The sequence below is a fragment of the Bradyrhizobium sp. sGM-13 genome (assembly GCF_018398875.1).
Lineage (GTDB): Bacteria > Pseudomonadota > Alphaproteobacteria > Rhizobiales > Xanthobacteraceae > Bradyrhizobium.
Map to the genome: position 1 here is coordinate 277,038 of NZ_JAGWDK010000006.1, position 19,734 is coordinate 296,771.

At 64.3% G+C, this 19,734-nt stretch carries 13 protein-coding genes and 1 pseudogene; 1 reads left to right on the forward strand and 13 read right to left on the reverse strand.

What is annotated here, in order from left to right:
* Positions 1 to 21 precede the first annotated feature (21 nt).
* Complete coding sequence (locus KJQ96_RS11805; protein ID WP_213286773.1) at positions 22 to 648, forward strand: class I SAM-dependent methyltransferase; 627 nt, start codon at positions 22 to 24, stop codon at positions 646 to 648.
* 37 nt (positions 649 to 685) lie between these two features.
* Here the strand turns inward: KJQ96_RS11805 and KJQ96_RS11810 are convergent, their stop codons facing one another.
* The 13 genes and pseudogenes from KJQ96_RS11810 to ubiE all read right to left on the reverse strand — a co-directional run bounded on the left by KJQ96_RS11810 (position 686) and on the right by ubiE (position 19,705).
* The gene (locus KJQ96_RS11810) at positions 686 to 1,147 is read right to left on the reverse strand and encodes a DUF2231 domain-containing protein (RefSeq protein WP_213286850.1); all 462 of its coding nucleotides are present in this window, start codon (positions 1,145 to 1,147) and stop codon (positions 686 to 688) included.
* A gap of 130 nt (positions 1,148 to 1,277) precedes the next feature.
* Entirely contained in the window at positions 1,278 to 2,360 is a 1,083-nt protein-coding gene (locus tag KJQ96_RS11815) for an ATP-dependent DNA ligase (RefSeq protein ID WP_256441608.1), read from the reverse strand.
* A 68-nt stretch (positions 2,361 to 2,428) separates the two neighbouring features.
* Positions 2,429 to 2,749, reverse strand: coding sequence for a thioredoxin (trxA, locus tag KJQ96_RS11820; protein WP_016847387.1), 321 nt, complete (start codon positions 2,747 to 2,749; stop codon positions 2,429 to 2,431).
* Between the two features lie 72 nt (positions 2,750 to 2,821).
* Positions 2,822 to 6,348, reverse strand: a pseudogene (gene addA, locus KJQ96_RS11825) (double-strand break repair helicase AddA).
* Positions 6,342 to 9,488, reverse strand: a complete 3,147-nt coding sequence (gene addB / locus KJQ96_RS11830; RefSeq protein WP_213286774.1) for a double-strand break repair protein AddB — start codon at positions 9,486 to 9,488, stop codon at positions 6,342 to 6,344. Before addB ends, addA begins: the two are co-directional and overlap by 7 nt.
* 354 nt (positions 9,489 to 9,842) lie before the next feature.
* Positions 9,843 to 10,565, reverse strand: a complete 723-nt coding sequence (locus KJQ96_RS11835; protein WP_213286775.1) for a nucleotidyltransferase family protein — start codon at positions 10,563 to 10,565, stop codon at positions 9,843 to 9,845.
* A 131-nt stretch (positions 10,566 to 10,696) separates the two neighbouring features.
* Positions 10,697 to 11,020, reverse strand: coding sequence for a PilZ domain-containing protein (locus tag KJQ96_RS11840; protein WP_213286776.1), 324 nt, complete (start codon positions 11,018 to 11,020; stop codon positions 10,697 to 10,699).
* 89 nt (positions 11,021 to 11,109) lie between these two features.
* Complete coding sequence (tsaE, locus tag KJQ96_RS11845) at positions 11,110 to 12,630, reverse strand: tRNA (adenosine(37)-N6)-threonylcarbamoyltransferase complex ATPase subunit type 1 TsaE (protein ID WP_213286777.1); 1,521 nt, start codon at positions 12,628 to 12,630, stop codon at positions 11,110 to 11,112.
* Entirely contained in the window at positions 12,627 to 15,146 is a 2,520-nt protein-coding gene (locus tag KJQ96_RS11850) for a PAS domain-containing sensor histidine kinase (protein WP_213286778.1), read from the reverse strand. The genes tsaE and KJQ96_RS11850 overlap by 4 nt, the downstream gene beginning before the upstream one ends.
* A 270-nt stretch (positions 15,147 to 15,416) precedes the next feature.
* The gene (dut, locus tag KJQ96_RS11855; protein WP_249733992.1) at positions 15,417 to 15,866 is read right to left on the reverse strand and encodes a dUTP diphosphatase; all 450 of its coding nucleotides are present in this window, start codon (positions 15,864 to 15,866) and stop codon (positions 15,417 to 15,419) included.
* A gap of 5 nt (positions 15,867 to 15,871) precedes the next feature.
* Positions 15,872 to 17,314, reverse strand: a complete 1,443-nt coding sequence (coaBC, locus tag KJQ96_RS11860) for a bifunctional phosphopantothenoylcysteine decarboxylase/phosphopantothenate--cysteine ligase CoaBC (protein WP_213286780.1) — start codon at positions 17,312 to 17,314, stop codon at positions 15,872 to 15,874.
* Positions 17,315 to 17,372: 58 nt separating this feature from the next.
* The gene (gene ubiB, locus KJQ96_RS11865; protein WP_213286853.1) at positions 17,373 to 18,947 is read right to left on the reverse strand and encodes a 2-polyprenylphenol 6-hydroxylase; all 1,575 of its coding nucleotides are present in this window, start codon (positions 18,945 to 18,947) and stop codon (positions 17,373 to 17,375) included.
* Positions 18,944 to 19,705 carry a bifunctional demethylmenaquinone methyltransferase/2-methoxy-6-polyprenyl-1,4-benzoquinol methylase UbiE gene (ubiE, locus tag KJQ96_RS11870; RefSeq protein ID WP_213286781.1) on the reverse strand — a complete coding sequence of 254 codons (762 nt, stop codon included), beginning with the start codon at positions 19,703 to 19,705 and terminating at the stop codon, positions 18,944 to 18,946. The genes ubiB and ubiE overlap by 4 nt, the downstream gene beginning before the upstream one ends.
* Between the last annotated feature and the right edge of the window lie 29 nt (positions 19,706 to 19,734).

Genomic DNA, 19,734 nt, shown 5'->3' on the forward strand with positions numbered 1-19,734 from the left:
CAGGAGCGGAATCTTGCGCGCATGACCGATACGCTCGATCGGCTCGAGCGGGAATTCCTGCCATCGCCACCGGCGAGAATTCTCGAGCTCGGCTGCGGCAACGGCATGTCGTGGTCACTACTGATGGCCGGAAAGGGCTACGAGGTGCACGGCATCGATATTTCGGAAATCGCGATCGTCTGGGCAAAAGAGCAATTCGCCGAACGCAGGCTTTCCGGCGCTTTCCGGAAAGGCAATGTTTGCGAGATGCCGTTCATTCCCGACGCGTCGTTCGATATCGTGATGGATGGCAGTTGCCTGCATTGTCTGATCGGGTGCGATCGAACCCGGTGCCTTCAGGAAGTTCATCGAATCCTTCGAGCTGATGGCGTCTTCGTCGTCAGCACCATGTGCGGCTTGCCGAAATCCGACGACGCCAAGGCGCGCTTTGACCCGGTTAACGGTCAATTGTTGCAGGACGGCCGTGCGTACCGCACGCTGAAGCCGTTGAAGGATATTGTCCGCGAGGTGATGGACGCGCGCTTTGAGGTGCGAGAGAGCACGGTCAGCGTCAATCCGTGGTGGGACCATGCGACAATGGCTGTCGCATCGCGGAGACCGCGTAGCCCGGATGGAGCCAACGGCAATCGGGTCGCGCCGCGAACATAGAACCCGGGTTACGCTTCGGGCTACAAGCCCGCGTTATTCAGCGAGGCTGATCGGCAACATCGGATACGCCGACGTGGTTGCGGTAAACCATGTCCCAGCCCTTCCAGCCGGTGAAGAGCAGGATGAGTACGACGATGAGCGATAGGACCAGACCCGTCGGGACAATGGCCGATGTTCCCTCAGTGTAGCGAGAATACCAGTTATAGAGCTCGATCAAGACCGCAACGACATTGCCGCCGGCATGCAGCCATGCGTCGTTGAGATTGCGGATGCGATCGTCCCCCATTAGGTCGATCACGCCCACGACCGCCGCGAGTGCGGCCATGATCAGGCCTATTCCCAGTAACCAGAGTGAGGCGGTGGCCCAGAAATCGTTCGAGGTTCTCCAGAATGCGACGTCAGATACGAACGCGAGAACGAAGCAGGCGACCGGAAACGGAATAAGCATGGGATGGATCGGGTGACCGGCAATTTGCGCCGTGGATTTTGGGTTGGTCATGAATGCCTCCTGAATGGGCAATGGGCATTCAACTGCCTGTTGAAACGCGGGTTCCTGCGCCATGCTGCGGAGGGTCGAATGTGCGCCGCAAAAACTCAGGGAACGTCCGCTTCGCGACATAGCGCCCGCTTCACTTCAGCAGCTTCAGCGGGTCGGCAGCTTTCTGCTTGAGTTGATCGAAGGTGCACTGCCGCGGCGCCTTGTCGGGCCGCCAGCGCAGGATCGAGGTGCCGTGGCGGAATCGCTCGCCGCTGAAATGATCGTAGCAGACCTCGATCACGAGTTTTGGCTTCAGCGGGCACCACTTTGCCGATCGCTCGGTGGACCATCGGCTCGGGCCGCCCGGCGCGTTGCCGGTGAAGCCGGGAGGCGCGATCAGCGGCTCGAGCCGATATGTCAGCGCCGGCTTGTCCGCCTGCTTGATCGCGGAGGTGAAGCCGACATGATGCAGAAGCCCCTTGTCATCATAGAGACCGAGCAGCAGCGAGCCGACGACTTTCCGGTTCGCGATTCTGTTGGTGGCGTAACGGAAGCCGCCGACGACGCAATCGGCGCTGCGGAATTTCTTGATCTTCTGCATGCCGTCGCGGTTGCCGGCCTGATAGGGCAGGTCGACGCGCTTGGCGATCACGCCATCCGAACCGCGGCCGGCTTGTTTCAGCCATTTCTGGGCGGTTGTGTAGCTCGTGGTGAGCGGCGACAGACGAAACGTCGGGCTGGATTTGAACTGGGCTTTCGCAAACGCTTCCAGCGCTGGCCGGCGTATCCGCAAAGGCGATGCGGCAAGCTTCTTGTCCGCCGTGGTCGCCAACAGGTCGAAGGCGATAAACAGCGCCGGCGTTTCCTCCGAAAGCTTTTTTACCCGGCTGGCGGCGGGATGAATCCGCTGCAGCAGATCGTCGAATGAAAATGCCTTGCCATGCGGCACGACGATTTCGCCGTCGAGCAGAAAGCTGGTCGCCTTCAATGCAAGCGCTGAGCGAACCAGTTCGGGAAAGTAGCGGGTGAGATCCTCGCCGGACTTGGAGCGAAGGTCGACCTTGTCGCCGTGGCGGGACAGCAGGCAGCGAAAGCCATCCCATTTCGGCTCGTATTGCCATTCCGCGCCGCGCGGGATGACATCGACCGAGCGTGCTTCCATCGCCGTCAGCGGGGCGGAGCGCCGCCGAGCCTTTCCAGGTGGCAGGCTCGAGAACTCTTCAACGCGAGACATACCGTCTCAACGCAAACGGCCGGCTATTCGCCGGCCGTTCTCTTAAAAAATTGTCGGCTTACGGTCGATCAAACCGCCGCAGTGATCCACTGCTGCAGCTTCGCCTTCGGCGCGGCGCCGACCTGGCGGGAGGCCATCTCGCCGCCCTTGAAGATCATCAGGGTCGGGATCGACATCACGCCGTATTTGGAGGCCGTCTTCGGGCTCTCGTCGACGTTCAGCTTCACGATCTTGACCTTGTCGCCCATCGCGCCGGAAATCTCGTCGAGCGCAGGCGCAATCATGCGACAGGGGCCGCACCATTCGGCCCAGAAGTCGACGACCACCGGCCCGGTCGCCTTGAGCACTTCGGCTTCGAAATCGGCGTCAGAAACCTTGCCAACGGCCATGGGAATTACCTCGTTTGGTTAGAAACTAAGGGGCGCGGTCAAGAATCGCGCCCCGGGTATGATGTGGCAAACCTATGAACGCGATCCTGCCGGGTCAAGCGCGGTCACGCCGAGATGATGGATGCCAGCTCGGCCTCCAGCGCGGAAGCGGAAATCTCCATCAATTCAGAGGTTTCGGTCCAAAGCAGCGCCGCCCGCACCGGGCGCTGGGGATAAAGCTTGCCGAGCACCGCCCGGTACAGCGCGAGCTGGCGGACATAGCCCCTCGGCGCCTCCTCGGGCCGGCCTGGCGGGGCGTGATTGGTCTTGAAATCGACGATCAGGACTTCGCGCTCCGTCACCACGAGGCGGTCGATCTGCCCGGACACCAGCGCCGGCCGTCCGCCCGGCCGCTCCAGCCGCCCGACGATCGAGACTTCGGCGCGGCTGCCCGGGGCGAAAGCGTGCGCAAACCGCGCATCGGCGATCAAGGCGAGCGTGCTTTCGGCCAGCACCTGCCGCTCCTCGTCGGTCCAGCCATCGGCATTGCGGGCCAGATAGGTCAGCGCGGCCTCCCGCCGGCGCTCGGCGGCGACGTCGGGCAGCGACTGCAGAAGCCGGTGCACCAATGTGCCGCGCTGCAGGGCGCGGGCGCGCTTCGTGAGCGACTCCGCCGTCCGGACCGGGCGGCTGTCGCTGTCAGCGGGGTCCGAAGGCCGCAACAGACTTTCCGAGGAAATTTCGGGCTGCGCCGGCGTCAGTAGCCAGGTGGGCAGCACGATCGGCGCCGCCGGGGATGACGCAGCAGGCGGAGCGGCCGAGGGCGCGGACTCCTCGGGCCGCGTATAGCGCTTTACCCGGCCTATGGCGGTCTCGATCTCCTGAAGCTGCAAGGTGGAGCCGTCGAGCCCCTTGGCGATCAGATCGTACCAGGACAGCGGCCGGACACTTTTCATGTTGCCGGGCATGCAGCCGCCGACGATCAGGCGGTCCGCTGCGCGCGTCATCGCGACATAGAGCAGACGGCGGTATTCATCCTCGGTATCGTCGATCATCGCGGCGCGGGCGGCGGCGACAGCCGGTGGGTCCTCCGCCTTGCGGCCGGCCCACACCACCACACCCGGCGCATGCGGATCGGCATTGCCCAACGGCAGGTTGATGAGCTTCAGCCGCTGCGTATCCGAGGGTGAGGTCGTGGTGTCCACCAGGAACACGACGGACGCTTCCAGGCCCTTGGCGCCATGCACCGTCATGACGCGAACCTCGTCGCGCGAGATCTCCATGTCGCGCTTTACTTCGAGATCGGCGGTGCGCAACCAGGCCATGAAACCCTGCAGCGAAGCCGGCGCCTTGCGTTCATAGCTCAGCGCCAGCTCCAGAAACTCATCCAGCGCGTCGTTCGCCTCGTGCCCAAGCCGCCGCAGGATTCGTGCGCGGCCGCCATCGCCGCCGAGCAGCCAGGCATAGAACGCAAACGGCGTTTCGCTGGCAAAGCGGCGCTCGCACTGCTCGAGCCGCCACAGCGCATCCCTCAGCCGGCCATCAGCCGCGGCGCGCGCGGTCAATGCGGCGCGCAACGATCCCTTGCGCTGCCAGGCGATCTTGAACAGGTCGTCATCGTCGAGCCCGAACAGCGGGCTCTTGAGCGCCACCGCCAGCGCCAGATCGTCCTGCGGCAGCAGCAGCGCGTCGGCGAGGTTCATCAGGTCGATGATCGCGATGTGCTCGGTCAGCTTGAGGCGGTCGGCGCCGGCGACCGGGATGCCGGCGTGCTTCAGCGCCTGGATCACGGCGTCAAACGCGTTGCCGCGCCGCCGCACCAGGACCAGCATGTCGCCATAGCGCAGCGGGCGGCGGTCGTTTTTGCTGCCGGTCATCGCACCGCTGCCGACCAGCGTCTTGATCTCGGCCTGGATGCGCCGGGCCAGCTTCACTTCGGGGCTGGTCGCGGAGACGCCGTCGAACGGTGCGCGCCAGCCCTCGATATCCTGCCGGTCATCGGCTTCCGCCAGCTCCCAGAGATCGATCTGGCCCGGACCAGCATCGGCCAGCGCATGATGGATCGGGTTGCCGATATCGACCGCGTGAATGCTGCGGTAGATATCCTGCTCGCGAAACACCTGATCGACCGCGTGGAGGATCTCCGGTCCGGAGCGGAACGAATAGGTGAAGGATACCGGATCAAACTTCAGCCCGGCACCCTCGAACTTCCGCTGCAAGGCGCGGCGGCGCAGGTCGAATTCGCGGGGGGCCGCGCCCTGGAACGAAAAGATCGACTGCTTCTCGTCGCCGACCGCGAACACCGTTCGCACCACGCCATCGCGCGCGCCGGCACCCGAAGTGAATTCAGAGATGATGTGCGCGACGATATCCCATTGCCGCGGGCTGGTGTCCTGCGCCTCGTCGATCAGCACATGGTCGACGCCGCGATCGAGCTTGTAATGCACCCAGCCCGAGGAAACGCGGTCGAGCATTTCCAGCGTCTTATCGATCAGGTCGTCATAGTCGAGCAGGCCGCGCTCCTGCTTCTCACGGCGGTAGTTCGCCGCTGCAGCGGTTGCGATATATAGCAGCGCCTCGGTGCGGTCGCGTGCCACAACCGCACGTCGCCGTTCGATCAGGGGAAGGACGCGGCCGACTTCCGAATCGAACAATCGACCAACCGCAGGATGCTTTTTGACAAAGCTGTTGGTGACGACCGTTGCTCTGGGCGTGCGTTCATCTGTGAGAAATAATCCGAGATACGCGTCAACTTGGGCAGCCCCGGTAAATGCCAGCGCCTCACGAAGTCGGTCGGCCTGTTTCTGGTCGGCTTTACTGCTAGTATCCAGAACCAGGGCGATTTCCCGCCATTGCGATCGCGGCAGGTTGGGTCCTTCAACGATCTCACGCTCGACGTCTTCAATGCGATCATCGGGACCGACGCCGAGTGCGGCTGAAATCTGCGCGGCGGCCGCTTGCGCGCTACCGGCGGCATCCGTCCAGGCCATGAAATGATCGCGGCTGAGACAGGCCTCGCGCACGACGTCCTTGAAGGTGACGTCGGCAGCGCTCGCCATCGCGGTCATCAGCGCGCGCCCGGTCGCGCTGTCTGGGTTGCGCGAGGCCTCGAGGAAAACCGCGAGATTGGCGCGCTCCATCATCTCGTTCTGGTCGCGCTCATCGAGCACGGCGAACCGCGCCGGCACGTTGGCCTCGAACGGGAATTGCTGCAGCAGCCGCGTGCACAGCGCATGGATGGTTTGCACCTTCAGCCCGCCCGGCGTCTCCAGCGCGCAGGCGAACAGTTTGCGCGCCGATTTGCGCAGGCGTGCGCTGGGATGGGGAATGCCGGCCTCGCGGATCGCCGCGTCCAGCGCGTCGTCGTCGAGCGTTACCCAATGGCCGAGTGTGGTGAACACGCGCTCCGCCATGTTGGCGGCGGCGGCTTTCGTGAAGGTGATGCAGAGAATTTTCTCCGGCGCCACGCCGTCGAGCAAGAGCCGGATCACCCGCTGCACCAGCACATGCGTCTTGCCCGAGCCCGCATTCGCCGAGACGAAGGCGGACGCCGCCGGATCGGACGCACGCGCCTGCGTCGCGCGAACGGCGTCGGGGATGATGCGCCGGGCCTTCACCATTCCTCGATTCCCAAACCGCCGGCCGCCGACCATTCCTTGATCCGGGCGAGGTCGTCATAGGCGCCGTAGCGGTTCGACCACGTCGACAGGTTCAAAGAGGTATAGGCGGTCTCCACGTTCTCGAATTTGCGGATCAGCGCCTCGAGCTGTTCGCGCGCGTAGTCGGCCGCTTCGTCCGGCCGCTGCGGCGTATCGTTGTTCCTGATTTTCAGTTCCAGCGAGCGCTGCTCGCCGGGCGGATTGTTGCCGCTAAGCCTGACATAGACGAGTTCGCCGACGGACGAGCCGGCGTGGATATTCTCAAACCCTCCCTCGCGCAGGATTGCGGCCTCCAGCGTCAGTTGCGGCGACAGGCCCATCCGCACTTGCTTGCCGGTCGGCGGCTGTCCGGTCTTATAGTCGAGGATCGCAAAACTGCCGTCATGGCGCTGCTCGATCCGGTCGGCGCGCGCGGACAGCGTGAAGATGCGCTCGTTGTCGAGCGCAATCTTGATCTCGCCCCTGATCTCAGCGGCAATCTTCTCGATGTCGTCGCGCCGCGCCTTTTCCCATTCCGCAAACCAGGCGGCGATGCGCTGAAACCGCGGCCACCACAGCGCCCGCGCCTCCGGCCGCTCCATCAGCGGGGCGAAATATTTCTCGCCGATGCCGCGCAGCGCCAGCGCGGGCTCTGGCGGAAGCGCGTCGGCGAATTCTTGCGTGAATTCGCCGAGCGCGTCATGGATCGCCGAGCCGCGGTCGGCCGCCGACAATGGCATGTCGACGGGATCGAGCGGATCGAGCCGCAAAATATACTTTGCGTAGATCGTATAGGGATCGCGCAGCCAGTCCTCGATCGCGGTGACCGACAGCTTGAGCGGCCGCGTCTCGACCGGCGGCTTCGGCGCCGGCTGCTCGATCGGCTTGACCTCGTCGGGCTGATCCAGTTCGGCGGCGAAGCGGACGTAATTTTCTCCGGCACGTTTGGCTTTCTCCCAGCGCGGTTCACCGGCCACCGCCTCCAGGCGGTGCAGGAAGCGCGAGGCGACCGCCGGCGCGCCGCCGACTTTTGCCGCGTGGGTGAGAATCACATCTGGCGTGCCCAGCAATTGCGCGAAGTCGTGGGCGGAGAGGCCGATGCGCCGCTCCGGCAGATCGAGGCCGAGTTCATGGCGCATCGGCCGGCTGAGCCAAGGATCGACTCGCGGCGCCGGCGGCCACACGCCTTCGACCAGCCCGCCAAGGATGACGCGGTCGGATTCGGTCAGCCGCGCTTCGAGCTGGCCGTAGATTTGGAGTTGTGCATTCGCGGATTCCGGCCGCCGCACCATGCGGTCGGCATAGGCAGTCTGGAATACATCGGGGTAATCGCCGAGCTGGACCATCAGGCCGCTCGGCTTTTGCTCGGCCAGCAGGTCGTCGAACGCGGCTGACAGGGCCGAGCCTTGGGCTTCCTCGAAGACGATCGCCACGCCGTTCGGATCCGAGGACAGCGCGATCAGCGTTTCGCGATGGCGCAGCGCCAGCTCTGCGAAATCGTACGGCTTTGATGAGCCCATGATTTCCAGCGGCGACAGCGCCTTCTGCAACGCCGCGATCAGAGCCTGGGCCTGATCGAGTTCGTCATCCCTTAGTTTCGCGCGCGGCTCCGAAGCATGAAGGGAGGAGGTTTCCTCGCGCCTGAGTTTTCCAAGCTCGACGCGAAAACGATCGAAGTCGCGCGCCAAGCCGGCCGTTCCTGCCTGCGGCCGGGTGCCGCGCAGCAGCGCCAGTTCAAGGGTCTCGATAGCATGTTTGAAGGCGCCGGATGCGCCACCAAGCCGAAACAGCGGATGCTTCAGCAGCGCCAGCAGCGTCGGAGGCTCCAGCCCCTGGGCGGCGGCTTCCGCAGCGAGGCGGGCAAAAATGCCGCTTGGCGTATCCATCAGTGCGTCGCCGCCGGAATCATCGAATTCGAGATTCCAGCGCCTGAGCGCCGCCATCACCCGCCGTGCCAGCGCGCGATCCGGCGTCACCAGCGCGGCTGATTTACCGAGGTGCCGCGCCTCGCGCATCGCCACGGCGATCGCCAGCGCCTCCATCTCCGAATTGGGCGCTTCGACGACGGCGAGATTTGCCATGCCGGCCGCGATCCTCGCAGATACCTCCGGCTGCGCCAGCCGGTCGTGCCATTGCTCGGTCGCCGTGGACGGGCGCATCGTCTCCGATACCAGTACTTCCCGGCCCTGCGGTGCGGGCGTGCCGAGAATTTCGACGTCGCTTCGCTTGATGCCAAAGCGATCCAGCAATCCATGCATCGCGAATTGCGGGTGGTTCGAGGAGGGCTGCGTGGTGAATTTGCCCTGCGCGTCCCTGACGCCGCCAATCGTCTGCCAGGCTTCCTCGTCGAGATCAGTGTCGAGCCCCGGCAGCACCACCGCGCCCTGCTTCAGGTGGGCTACGGCAGTGAGGAATTTCGCGGTTGCCGGCATCGAGCCGGTCGAGCCGGCCGCGACCACCGGCCCCTCATGATGTGCGGTCAGGCGCGCGGCTTCCGCCTCAATCAGGCGGTCGCGCCGTTCCGCAGGCTCGATCCTGCCGATTTCCTTTAAATGCTCCGGCCATGCCTTGCGCGCGATGCGCAGGAATTCCAGCGAGTGCTGCCAATATTTGTCGAATTGGTCGGGCACCAGCCTGTCGAGCGCTTCCCAGGCGACGCCGCGCGTCACCATGTCGTCCATCAGCCGCGCCAGGTCGCCGGCCAGCGCCAGCGTCGAGGCCGGGCCGCCGACCACGAGCGGCGCCGACACCGGGCTTTTTGCCCATGCCGCAACTAGATGCGCCAGCGTCAAGCGACGTTCCAGTTCACCAAGTTTTGGCGGAATGTCGAGCGGCGCGACGCTGCTGAATTGTTCGGAACCTTCCGCAAACGCCAGCTCGTCCTCGTCGATGTCGCCGAGCGCGACAATGCGCGGCAGGATCGCGGCATCCGCCTTCAGCTCATCAAGAAATATCTCCCGCGCCAGCCGCCCGGCACGCCGGGTCGGCAGATAGAGCGTTGCCGTTGCGAGATTCAGCGGATCTTTGCGCGCCTCGAATCCCTCGACCAGCCGGCCGTCGACCAGCGCCGCGATGACGGCGCGCAGGAACGGTGCGGAGACGGGAACGCTGAAAACGCGCATGGACTTCCTGATTCGAGATCAGGGGCAATATAGGGAGGAATGAGGAGGAGGTCATGCGGGCGAGGGCGGCGTCCCCGCTACTCACTGCCAAAGCAGTCCGGGCCCACTCTACTTTGCATGGGGTTGTTTTCGAGATTTTTTGTCTCAGCCCTGCGGCGGACCGTCGAAGGGTATCTGCACTACCTTCCGGGCACGAATCGCTGATGCTTCGTGCTGACGGCGCATCGGTTCGACCCTGGTCCAGCGGTAGGGTGGGCAAAGCGAAGCGTGCCCACCATTCCTGCCGAAACCCGGGATGCATGGTGGGCACGGCGCGACGCGCCTTTGCCCACCCTACGGGACTACGGAATGCGGCTAGGCCACGCTCTCCAAAAACGCTTCTTCCGCGGCGTGTACCGCGTCGGGGGTTCCGACATGCATCCATACGCCGTCGAGCCTGAGGCCGAACAATCGTTCCTGCTCGTTGGCGCGGTCGAACATTTTGGTCAGCGAAAACTCGCCTGCCGGTGCGTCGGCGAAGAGCGACGGCGACATGATCGCGGCCCCCGCATAGACGAACGGCACTACCTGATGTTCACGCCGCTTGCGCAGCGCGCCATCCGGCAGCATGGCGTAGTCGCCGCGGCCGGCATAGCCGATGCTGCTCGTGGTGGGCGCCATCAAGAGCAGGATGTCCATGCGATCAGGATCGAAGGTTTCGGCAAGCCGTGTCAGATTGGGCCGCACGCCGTCGATCCACATCGTATCGGCGTTGACGTGGAAGAACGGCTCCTTGCCGAGCAGCGGCAGCGCCTTCACCACCGCGCCGCCGGTGCCGAGCACCTGGTCGCGTTCGTCGGAAATGATGATGCGGGGCCGGCTACGGTTCGCGGTGTGCTGGATGATCTGGTCAGGCAGGTAATGCACATTGACCACGGCCTCGCTGACGCCGGCGCCAGCGAGTTTGTCGAGCACGTGATCGAGCAACGGCTGGCCGGCCACACTCACCAGCGGCTTCGGTATATGGTCGGTCAGCGGGCGCATGCGCAAACCGAGACCGGCGGCAAGGACCATGGCTTTGGTCGGCGTAACAGACATTTTTGGAGTTTCTCGAACCATCAAATTGCGCCGCGGATCATACCACGGCGATTCAGTTGAACCCAGCCAACCATGAGGCCTTAGTGGGCGCACATGACGGCCGTACGACGGCGCCCCGGTGCTTGCCAACTTCAGGCGTCGGCGTCCTCGGACCCACGCTTGGCCATTTTCTTTTTCTTGTCGCCCTGCTTCAGGAAATTGACGCCGATCTGGTCGCCATTGACCCAGGCCAGCTCGCAGCGCCGATAGGCCAGTCCCGTCGACGACAACAGCAGGAAGAATTCCTTCAGATGCAGGCCCTCGACTGAGCCTTCGACCGTCAGCTTGGCGCCGGTCTCGGAGACGTCTTCCATCACGCAATCACGCCGCCAGGTGCCGTCGATCCCCATCATGTGCGCCGCAAAGCCGCGCTCGAATACGACTCGATCTCCCTTGCGCCGTTCCGCCGCCGCCATGGCCGTCCTTCCGTTTCAAAAAATGCTGGTCCACGCCTCCGCAGCGTGCCGGTTCCAGATTAAAGGCGGGGTGGCTAACAGGTGGTAAATCAGGGCAGTGGCGGCGGCACGTTGGCGGCATACCATTCTCGAAACGCCGCCAGCGCGGGGTGCGCCAGCGAGCGGTTCAGATAGGTCCAGATCCGGGGCTGGTGGCGCAGATATTGCGGCTTGCCGTCGCGCCCGTTGAGGCGGGCGAAGGTACCGAGCAGGCGCGTATTGCGCTGCGCCGACATGATGGCGTAGAGCTCAGCAAAGCTGGCCGGATCGAACTGACCATCTGTCGTGCGGCGCGCCTTGATGTAGCGGGTCAAGAGCGACAGCTCGAGCGGTTCGGGGACGTCGATCCGCGCGTCCTGCAGCAGTGATACCAGATCGTAGGCGGCCGGGCCCAATGCGGCGTCCTGGAAGTCGATGATGCCGACACGTAAAATCCCGGTGCGGTCGTCGAGCCAGATGATGTTGGGCGAATGAAAATCACGCAGCACCCAGGTTCGCGGCGCGGCCGCCGGCTTTTCGAGTAGCGTTCGCCACATCGCGATGAATTCGTCGCGTTGTTGCGGACTGACTTCAGCGCCGCGAACCGGCAGATACCATTCAAGCATCAGCCCGATCTCGACCAGCCATGCATCGATATCGTAGACCGGAATTTCATAGGAGCCCTGCGGCCCGAGCGGCGCCGTTTCGGGCAGGCTTTCGCGGTGTAACGCCGCGAGCATGTCGGTTGCCGCCTCATAGCGCTCGGCGATCGGTCGCGGCGGGTCGCCTTCGACGATGCCGGCGCTGCCGAAATCCTCGGTGATCAGAAAACCGGAATCGAGATCGGCGTGGCGGATCGCGGGCGCCGAGAAGCCGTGCGCGCGCAGGCCATTGTCGATGGCGACGAACGGCTTGACATCCTCGGCGAGATGAACGGCCGCGCCGTAGGATTTTCCGGCGTAGATTGCCGGTCCATCCGGACGGCGCGGCGAATTCATCAGGATGGATGTGCCGTCGTCGCCGATCAGGCGCGCATAGGAGCGCGTCGAGGCGTCGCCTGGCATGCGCTCGCGAGCTGCATCCAAAAAGCCGGCCTCAGCGAGAAATTTGCGCAAGCTGCTTAGTCGCGCCACCTGCGCCGCGGCCTTGCCATAGCCGGTGATTTCGGCGGCCCGCGCGCTCGATCCGAGCGCGGGACGATGGCTGAAGGCGATGTCGATGCGATCTTCGGGCAGTGCGTCGGGTGCGCGCTCCGGCCATTCGATCAGCGCCAGCGTGCCCTCGGGCAGTGGCGACAAGCCGATTTCCTCCAGCTCGCTCGAATCGTTGATGCGGTAGAGATCGGCGTGGACAATCGGAAACGGCAGCTCGTAGCTCTGCGCCAGCGTGAATGTCGGGCTCGGCACTTCGAGCGCGGGATCATCGGCGAGGTAACGGATCATGGCGCGCGCCGCCGCGGTCTTCCCCGCGCCGAGATCGCCCGAGAGCGTGATGACGTCGCCAGGGCCGACTAGCAGCGCAAGGTCGGCCATCAGATGCGCCGTTGCCGCCTCGTTCGCCAACGCCACGGTAAATGTTGCAGGCGCGGTCATTCGGCGGCGTTACGGTGGGCGTTCTGGTCGATCGGGAAATCGCAGGTGACGGTCGTGCCTCTGCCGACGATCGAGTCGACGCGCACCTTGCCGCCATGCAGTTCGACGAACGAGCGTACCAGCGACAGGCCGAGGCCGGCGCCGCGGTGGCGCGAGCCGTGGGAGTGGCTCTCAAACCAGTCGAATACCTTGTCTTTCACCTCGGCGGGAATGCCGGGGCCGGAATCGGAGACGGTGAAGATCACGCGATGCTTGGTTCGCCGCGCGCTGATCGTGACCGCGGCATCGTGCGGCGAGAACCCGACGGCGTTGGCAAGCAGGTTATAGAGCACTTGCACCACGCGCCGCTCGTCGCCGGTGAAGTTGCCGATTTCGGGATCGATATCGACCTTGAGCTCGATGCGGTCGGTCGCCAGCCGGTCCTGGATGCCTTCGGCGGCGGCCTGAATGGCTCCTTCGACATTGACCGGGCCGAGCTCCAGCTTCATGGCGCCGGCATCGATGGTGGCGAGATCCAGGATGTTGTTGGTGAGCGCGAGCAGCGCGTTGGTCGATTTGGTGACGTAGTCGAGATACTCGGCCTGCTTTGGCGTCAGCGGGCCGGTCGAGGGATCGCTCAGGAAATGCGCAAAGCCGATGATGGTGGTCAGCGGTGCGCGCAGCTCGTAGGACACGTGGTGGACGAAATCCACCTTCATCTGGTCGGCGGCTTCCAGCGCCTCGTTGCGCTCGCGCAGCGCGCGCTCGACATTCTCGGTGTCGGTGATGTCCTGGAATGTCAAAAGGGTCGCGCCGTCGGGTAGCGGCATGGTCATGCAATCCAGCACGCTGCCGTCCTTGCGCTCGAGCTTCAGCGCCACCTGCGCCCGGTGCTCGATCGCGGTGATCGCCTCGCGCAGCGCCCGCCAGGTCAGCGCGTCGTCGAACAGCGGCTTGCACCACGTTTCCACGGTCTCGATGTGGGGCTGCTCTTTGAGCGATTCCGCCGAGAGCTTCCACATTTTCAGGAAAGCGGGATTGAACAGTTCCACGCGGCCGTTGCTGCCGAACACCGCAACCGCTTCAGCCAGATTGTCGAGCGTTTCATGCTGGACCCGGGTCAGGCGGTCATAGCGGCGTGCGAGATCCAAGCTTTCGGTGACATTGTCGAACAGGTAGGTGACGCCGCCTTCAAGGTTCGGCGTGGTGACGACGCTGACGGCGCGGCCGTCGGGCAGAAACCAGGTGTAGTTCTCCGGCTCGACGGCGCGGTAGGCTTCGTGGAGCTTGGCTTTCCAGGCGCGGAAATCGGGCTGTTCGGGCAGCTTGCGCGCCGCGCGCAGCCGGTCGAGCACGCTTGAATCGTCGGGGTTGGAATCGAGGAAGGCTTGATCGAGACCCCACAGCCGCCGGTAGGATTCGTTGTAGAAGGCAAGCCGCCGCTGGCCGTCGAATACGGCAACCCCCGACGACAACTGGTCGAGGGTGCGGCGATGGGCTTCCGCCATCCGCTCCATGGCGTCGCGCAACTGGGTCGCCTCGCTGGCGTCGATGGCGATGCCGGCGCTGCCGCCGCCGAGCTTGAGCGCCTGAACGTCATAGATGCGCCGCTCGCCGCCGACCACGATCGGCAGCCGCGCCGCGTAGGTGGAATTGTCATTCAGCACCCGGCCCATCTCGGAACGCTGGTCATTCTCCAGTAGTTCGAGGTTGCGGTAGATCGCGTCCGCGACGCTTGCGCCTTCGGTGGCCCGCACATAGGCCGCGTTCGCGTAACGCAGATTACCCTCGGCGCTCTTGGCCCAGATCGGCCAGGGTGCCGCGGCGGCGAAGTCGCGCAACAACTCGGTCTCCTCCAAAAGCGTCCTGTAGCGCAGATTGGATTCGGCGAGTTCACGGCGCAAGCCGCCAAGTTCGCGAATCCGCACAATGGCTTGCCCCCCAATGGCGCGGCCCATCGCTTCGATGGCGCGGCCGTTCGAGGTGGAGAGGTTGAGCAGAAAGCCTTCGCCGGCCTCGCGCAGCGCGTCGACCGCATGGTCCATCCGCAGCGCCGGTTCCGGCGGCAGCCAGGTTCCAAAGGCAAGAATGCGTTGCGGCGAGTTCGATAGTGCGTCCTGCGAGATCAGAAGCGAGGTGTCGCCGCTGATCTGGGGCCGGTTGTCGCCCGCGGCCCAGGCGATCAGGACCTGGGGCTCGGCAAACAACAACGCGCGCAGCCGGTCGGCTTGTACCTGCAGGTCGGCGATATCGGAGCGCAGGTCGAGTTCGATCCGGGTAGCCCGAATGCGCGTGCGCATCAGCAGGATTGCGGCCACCACGGTAAAGCCGAGCAGCGATAGCGCCGTCGTCAGCACCGCGAATTCCTGGTGATTGAGCTCGAACAAGGCGGAAATGGCTTGCGTGATGGTCAATTCGTCGGCCGACGCGGCCTCCGGGAGCACGGACAGAGCGGTGGCGAGCGCAATCACGCCGTGGCGCGCCAGTGAGGTGCACGACAGCAGGGTTCGACGCATCGCAGCGACTACGCCCGACATTATTTGCCCCAAGAACGCATGACTGCAGGCACCACCCCCAGCGCATAATCCGCCAAAATGTGAGCGGTTTGCGTTGAGATTATGCGCCGACTAAGGATTGAGCGCGCCCGGACACAAAACCGGACCCCACTTTTGCTGGTCGCGCTCTACACGAATCGCGTCGAGAGTATCCCCTTCGGAAGTCGACCGGTAAGAGTCCAGACCGTGAACGCAAAACTGCCTGTGAAAAAATCAAGGCGGCATCGTTCCGAACCGTCCAATTTGAAGGATTCAGCGGCCGGTCGAGCCAAAACCGCCACTGCCGCGTCCGGTTGATGTCAGCGAAGTGACGGGAACCAGTTCCGCTTGCACCACAGGCGCGATCACCATCTGCGCGATGCGCTCGCCGCGCTTGATTGGAAAGGGCGTATCGCCGTGGTTGATCAGGAGCACGTTGATCTCGCCGCGGTAATCCGCATCCACTGTGCCGGGCGAGTTCAGCACCGTGACGCCGTGTTTGGCGGCAAGCCCGGAGCGCGGCCGCACCTGTGCCTCATATCCGGAAGGCAGTGCGATCGTGAGCGCGGTCGGCACCATCGCGAATTTTCCGGGCGGGAGGATCAGCGGCGTATCCGCTGGCACCGCCGCCAGCAGGTCGAGCCCGGCGGCATCGGCGCTCTGATACGCCGGCAGTGCGAGACCTTCGCCATGTGGCAATTGGCAGACGTCGACCTTCACCATCACACTCACGAATTCTTCTCCATGGTCTGCGCAATCTTCGCCACCAGTTCGGCTGCGACCTGTTCCTTGGTCATCACCGGCCAAGACTCCACCTTGATGCTGTCGACGTTGATCTCCTCGCCATCGCGCGTCAGTAGATGAACGGTGTTGCGGTCGCCGCCCATCACGCCGGTTGAAGGCGAAACGTCATTGGCGACGATCCAGTCGCAGCCCTTGCGCGCGATCTTGGCTTTTGCGTTGTCGATCAGATGTTCGGTTTCGGCGGCAAAACCGATCACCAGCGGCGGACGATTCTCCTTCAACTTCGAGATCGTCGCCAGAATGTCGGGATTTTCCACCAGTTCGAGCTGCGGCATGCCGGCGGACGTCTTTTTCAGTTTCTGCTCGCCTTCATTGGCAACGCGCCAGTCGGCAACGGCGGCTGCGAAGATCGCGATGTCGGCCGGCAAGGCAGCTTCCACCCGATGCAGCATGTCACGCGCCGATTCGACGCGGATCACCGTGACGCCGGCGGGATCGCGCAAGTCGACCGGGCCGGACACCAGCGTGACGTCCGCGCCCGCGGCCTGAGCCGCGGCGGCGATGGCAAAGCCCTGCTTGCCGGAGGAGCGGTTGGCGATATAGCGCACGGGATCGATCGCCTCATGCGTCGGGCCTGCCGTGATCAGCACGCGCTTGCCCACGAGCGGACGCGGTCGCGGCGGGCGCAGGATGTCGACGGCGGCGGCGGCAATCTCGGCCGCCTCCGACATCCGCCCGATGCCGGCCTCATTGGACTCAGCCATTTCCCCGGCGTTGGGGCCGATCATGTGAATGCCGTCGCGGCGAAGCTGCAGCACGTTGCGGCGGGTGGCGGCGTTGTTCCACATCAGGGGGTTCATCGCGGGCGCCAGAAGGATCGGCCGGTTGGCCGCCAGCAGGATGGCGGTAGCGAGATCGTCGGCATGGCCGTACGCCATCTTCGCCATCAGGTCGGCGGTCGCCGGCGCCACGATGATCAGGTCGCATTCGCGCGCCAGTCGGATATGGCCGGCGTCGAATTCGCTCTCGGGATTGAACAGGTCCGTATAGACGCGCTCATGCGACAGCGCGCTGGCCGAAAGCGGGGTGACGAATTGCTGGGCGGCCTTGGTCAGCACGCAGCGGACGTCAATGTGTCGCTCTTTCAGCCGCCGGATCAGTTCCAACGACTTGAACGCGGCAATGCCGCCGCCGATGATCAGGGTGACGTTTGGTGTGCTGGAGCCGCCAACCGATCGCACTGCCTGTGCGGGGACGTCTACGGAGGGCGGTGAGGTAGTGCCGCCTGATAGTTCGGGGCGTCCCTGGATTAGTTCTCCCAGGATGACCCGGACTTCCTCTTCGACGGAGCGGCCGTTCCCCGCCGACCTGAGCCGCAGATAGGCTTTGACGGCTTCGTCGAGTTTTCGGATGGTCAGGCTGGCCATAGGGCGGGCTCCGGCAAAATTGTGCAGCCAATGCTAGCACGCAATGCTAGCATTGCAATCACAACTGCAGGATCGCGAACAGAATTCCGATAAAGGTTGCTGCGATGATCCAGAGCGCCGCCGTGCGCCAGCGGCTCTTGCGGCCTTCGGCCCGGCCGAGCGCCGCAATGGTCTCCGGCGACAGCGTCAGACCCTCGCGGGACATCTTTTCCATGTTCTCGATCACGGCAACTGCCCGCGAAGCGATCGCCGGCAGGCCCGTCATGACGCGGCCGAGTTCGCCGGCGCCGGTCATCGCCCCCTGAACCCGCCCGAGGGGACCGAGATTGCGCTCGATCCATTCGCGCACCACGGGATCGGCGACCTTCCAGATATCGAGCTTGGGATCGAATCCGCGGGCAACCCCTTCGACCACGACCATGGTCTTCTGCAGCAGGATCAGTTCGGGCCGGGTCTGCATGTCGAACAGGCCCGTGACCTCGAGCAGCAGGGTCAACAGCTTCGCCATCGAGATTTCTTCGGCGGTGCGGTTGTGGATCGGCTCGCCGATGGCGCGGATGGCTTGCGCGAAATTTTCCACCGAATGATGCCCCGGCACGTAGCCGGCCTCGAAATGGACTTCCGCGACGCGGCGGTAGTCGCGCGTGATGAAGCCCAAGAGAATCTCGGCGAGGAAACGCCGCTCCTTCACGCCGAGCCGGCCCATGATGCCGAAATCGACCGCCACCAGCCGGCCGGTATCGTCGAGAAACAGATTGCCGGGATGCATGTCGGCATGAAAGAAGCCGTCGCGTAGCGCGTGGCGCAGGAAACTCTGGATCACCTTGCGCCCAAGGTCGGGCAAATCGACTTGCGCTGCTTCGAGGCGTGCATGATCGTTCAATGCGATGCCGTCGATCCACTCCATCGTCAGCACGTTATGAGTGGTGCGGTCCCAGTCGACCGCCGGCACGCGGAAATCCGGGTCGTCGCGGGTATTCTCCGCCATCTCGGACAGGGCGGCAGCCTCAAGCCGCAGGTCCATTTCCATCGCGACCGAGCGCGACATCGTGTTGATGACCTCGATCAGCCGCAGCCGCCGCGCTTCGGCCGAATGCGCTTCCGCATTGTGCGCGACAAAGAAGAAGTCGGAGAGGTCGCGGCGAAAACGCGAGGCGACGTTGGGCCGGAGCACCTTTACCGCGACCGGCTGGCGCACGCCATTTCGCTCGATCTCGCCGCGATGCACCTGCGCGATGGACGCGGCGGCGACCGCCGGGCCGAGGCTGACAAAGGCCTTAGCCACAGAGCGTTCCAGCGACAGTGCGATCACCGCTTCCGCTTCACTTTGCGAAAACGGCGGCAGCCGGTCCTGCAGGCTTTCCAGGTCGCGCGCCATCGCAACCCCGACCACGTCGGGACGGGTCGCCAGAAATTGTCCGAGCTTGAGGTAGGCCGGTCCCAGTCGCGTCAGCGCGCGGGATAGCCGTGGGCCGGATTTGGCGCCGGGCCGTTCGATCAATCGCGCCAGTCGCAGCGCGAGCTGCCCGGGCGCCGGCACCAGGCTCGGATCGACGACGCCGAACACGCCCTCGCGCGCGAACACGTAAGCGGCGCGGACAAGCCGCGCGATGTGAGTCGCCGCAGAAATCACAAGCGCCAGCCCGAATGCAGCGCCACGATCCCGCCGGACAGGCTTTCCCACTTCACCCGCGCAAAGCCGGTGCCGCGGATCATCTCGGCAAATACATTGGGCCGGGGAAATTTCCGGATCGATTCGACGAGATACTGATAGGATTCGGCGTCGCCGGTCACGGCGCGGCCGAGCGGCGGGATCACCCTGAACGAGAACTGGTCGTACAGCCAGTCCAGTCCGGGAACGTCGACGGTGGAGAATTCCAGACACAGGAATCGGCTGCCCGGCCGCAGCACGCGATAGGCTTCGCGCAGCGCCACATTGATCCGCGGCACGTTGCGAATGCCGAAGGCGATGGTGTAGGCGTCGAAGGAACGATCCGGGAAAGTCAGCGCCTCGGCGTTGCCTTCGACGAAAGACACCTGATGGTCAAGATGCTGCGCCAGCGCGCGGTTGTGGCCGACCTCGAGCATATCCGTATTGATGTCGCAGACGGTGGCGCGGAAGCCAAAGCCTGCGGCCTTGGCCGCGCGGAAGGCGATGTCGCCGGTGCCGCCGGCGACGTCAAGCAGCGCAAACGGCGCATCACTTTTCGGCGGGTTGAGCGCCGTGATCATGATGTCTTTCCAGACCCGGTGCAGGCCCGCCGACATCAGGTCGTTCATCAGGTCATAGCGCCTTGCCACGCTGTGAAACACGTCGTTCACCAGCGTCTGCTTGTCCCCTAAGGGCACGTCCCTGAAGCCAAAATGGGTGGTTTGATCCGGCCGATCCATTAGATGTACTCCACTAGCGGACCATAGCG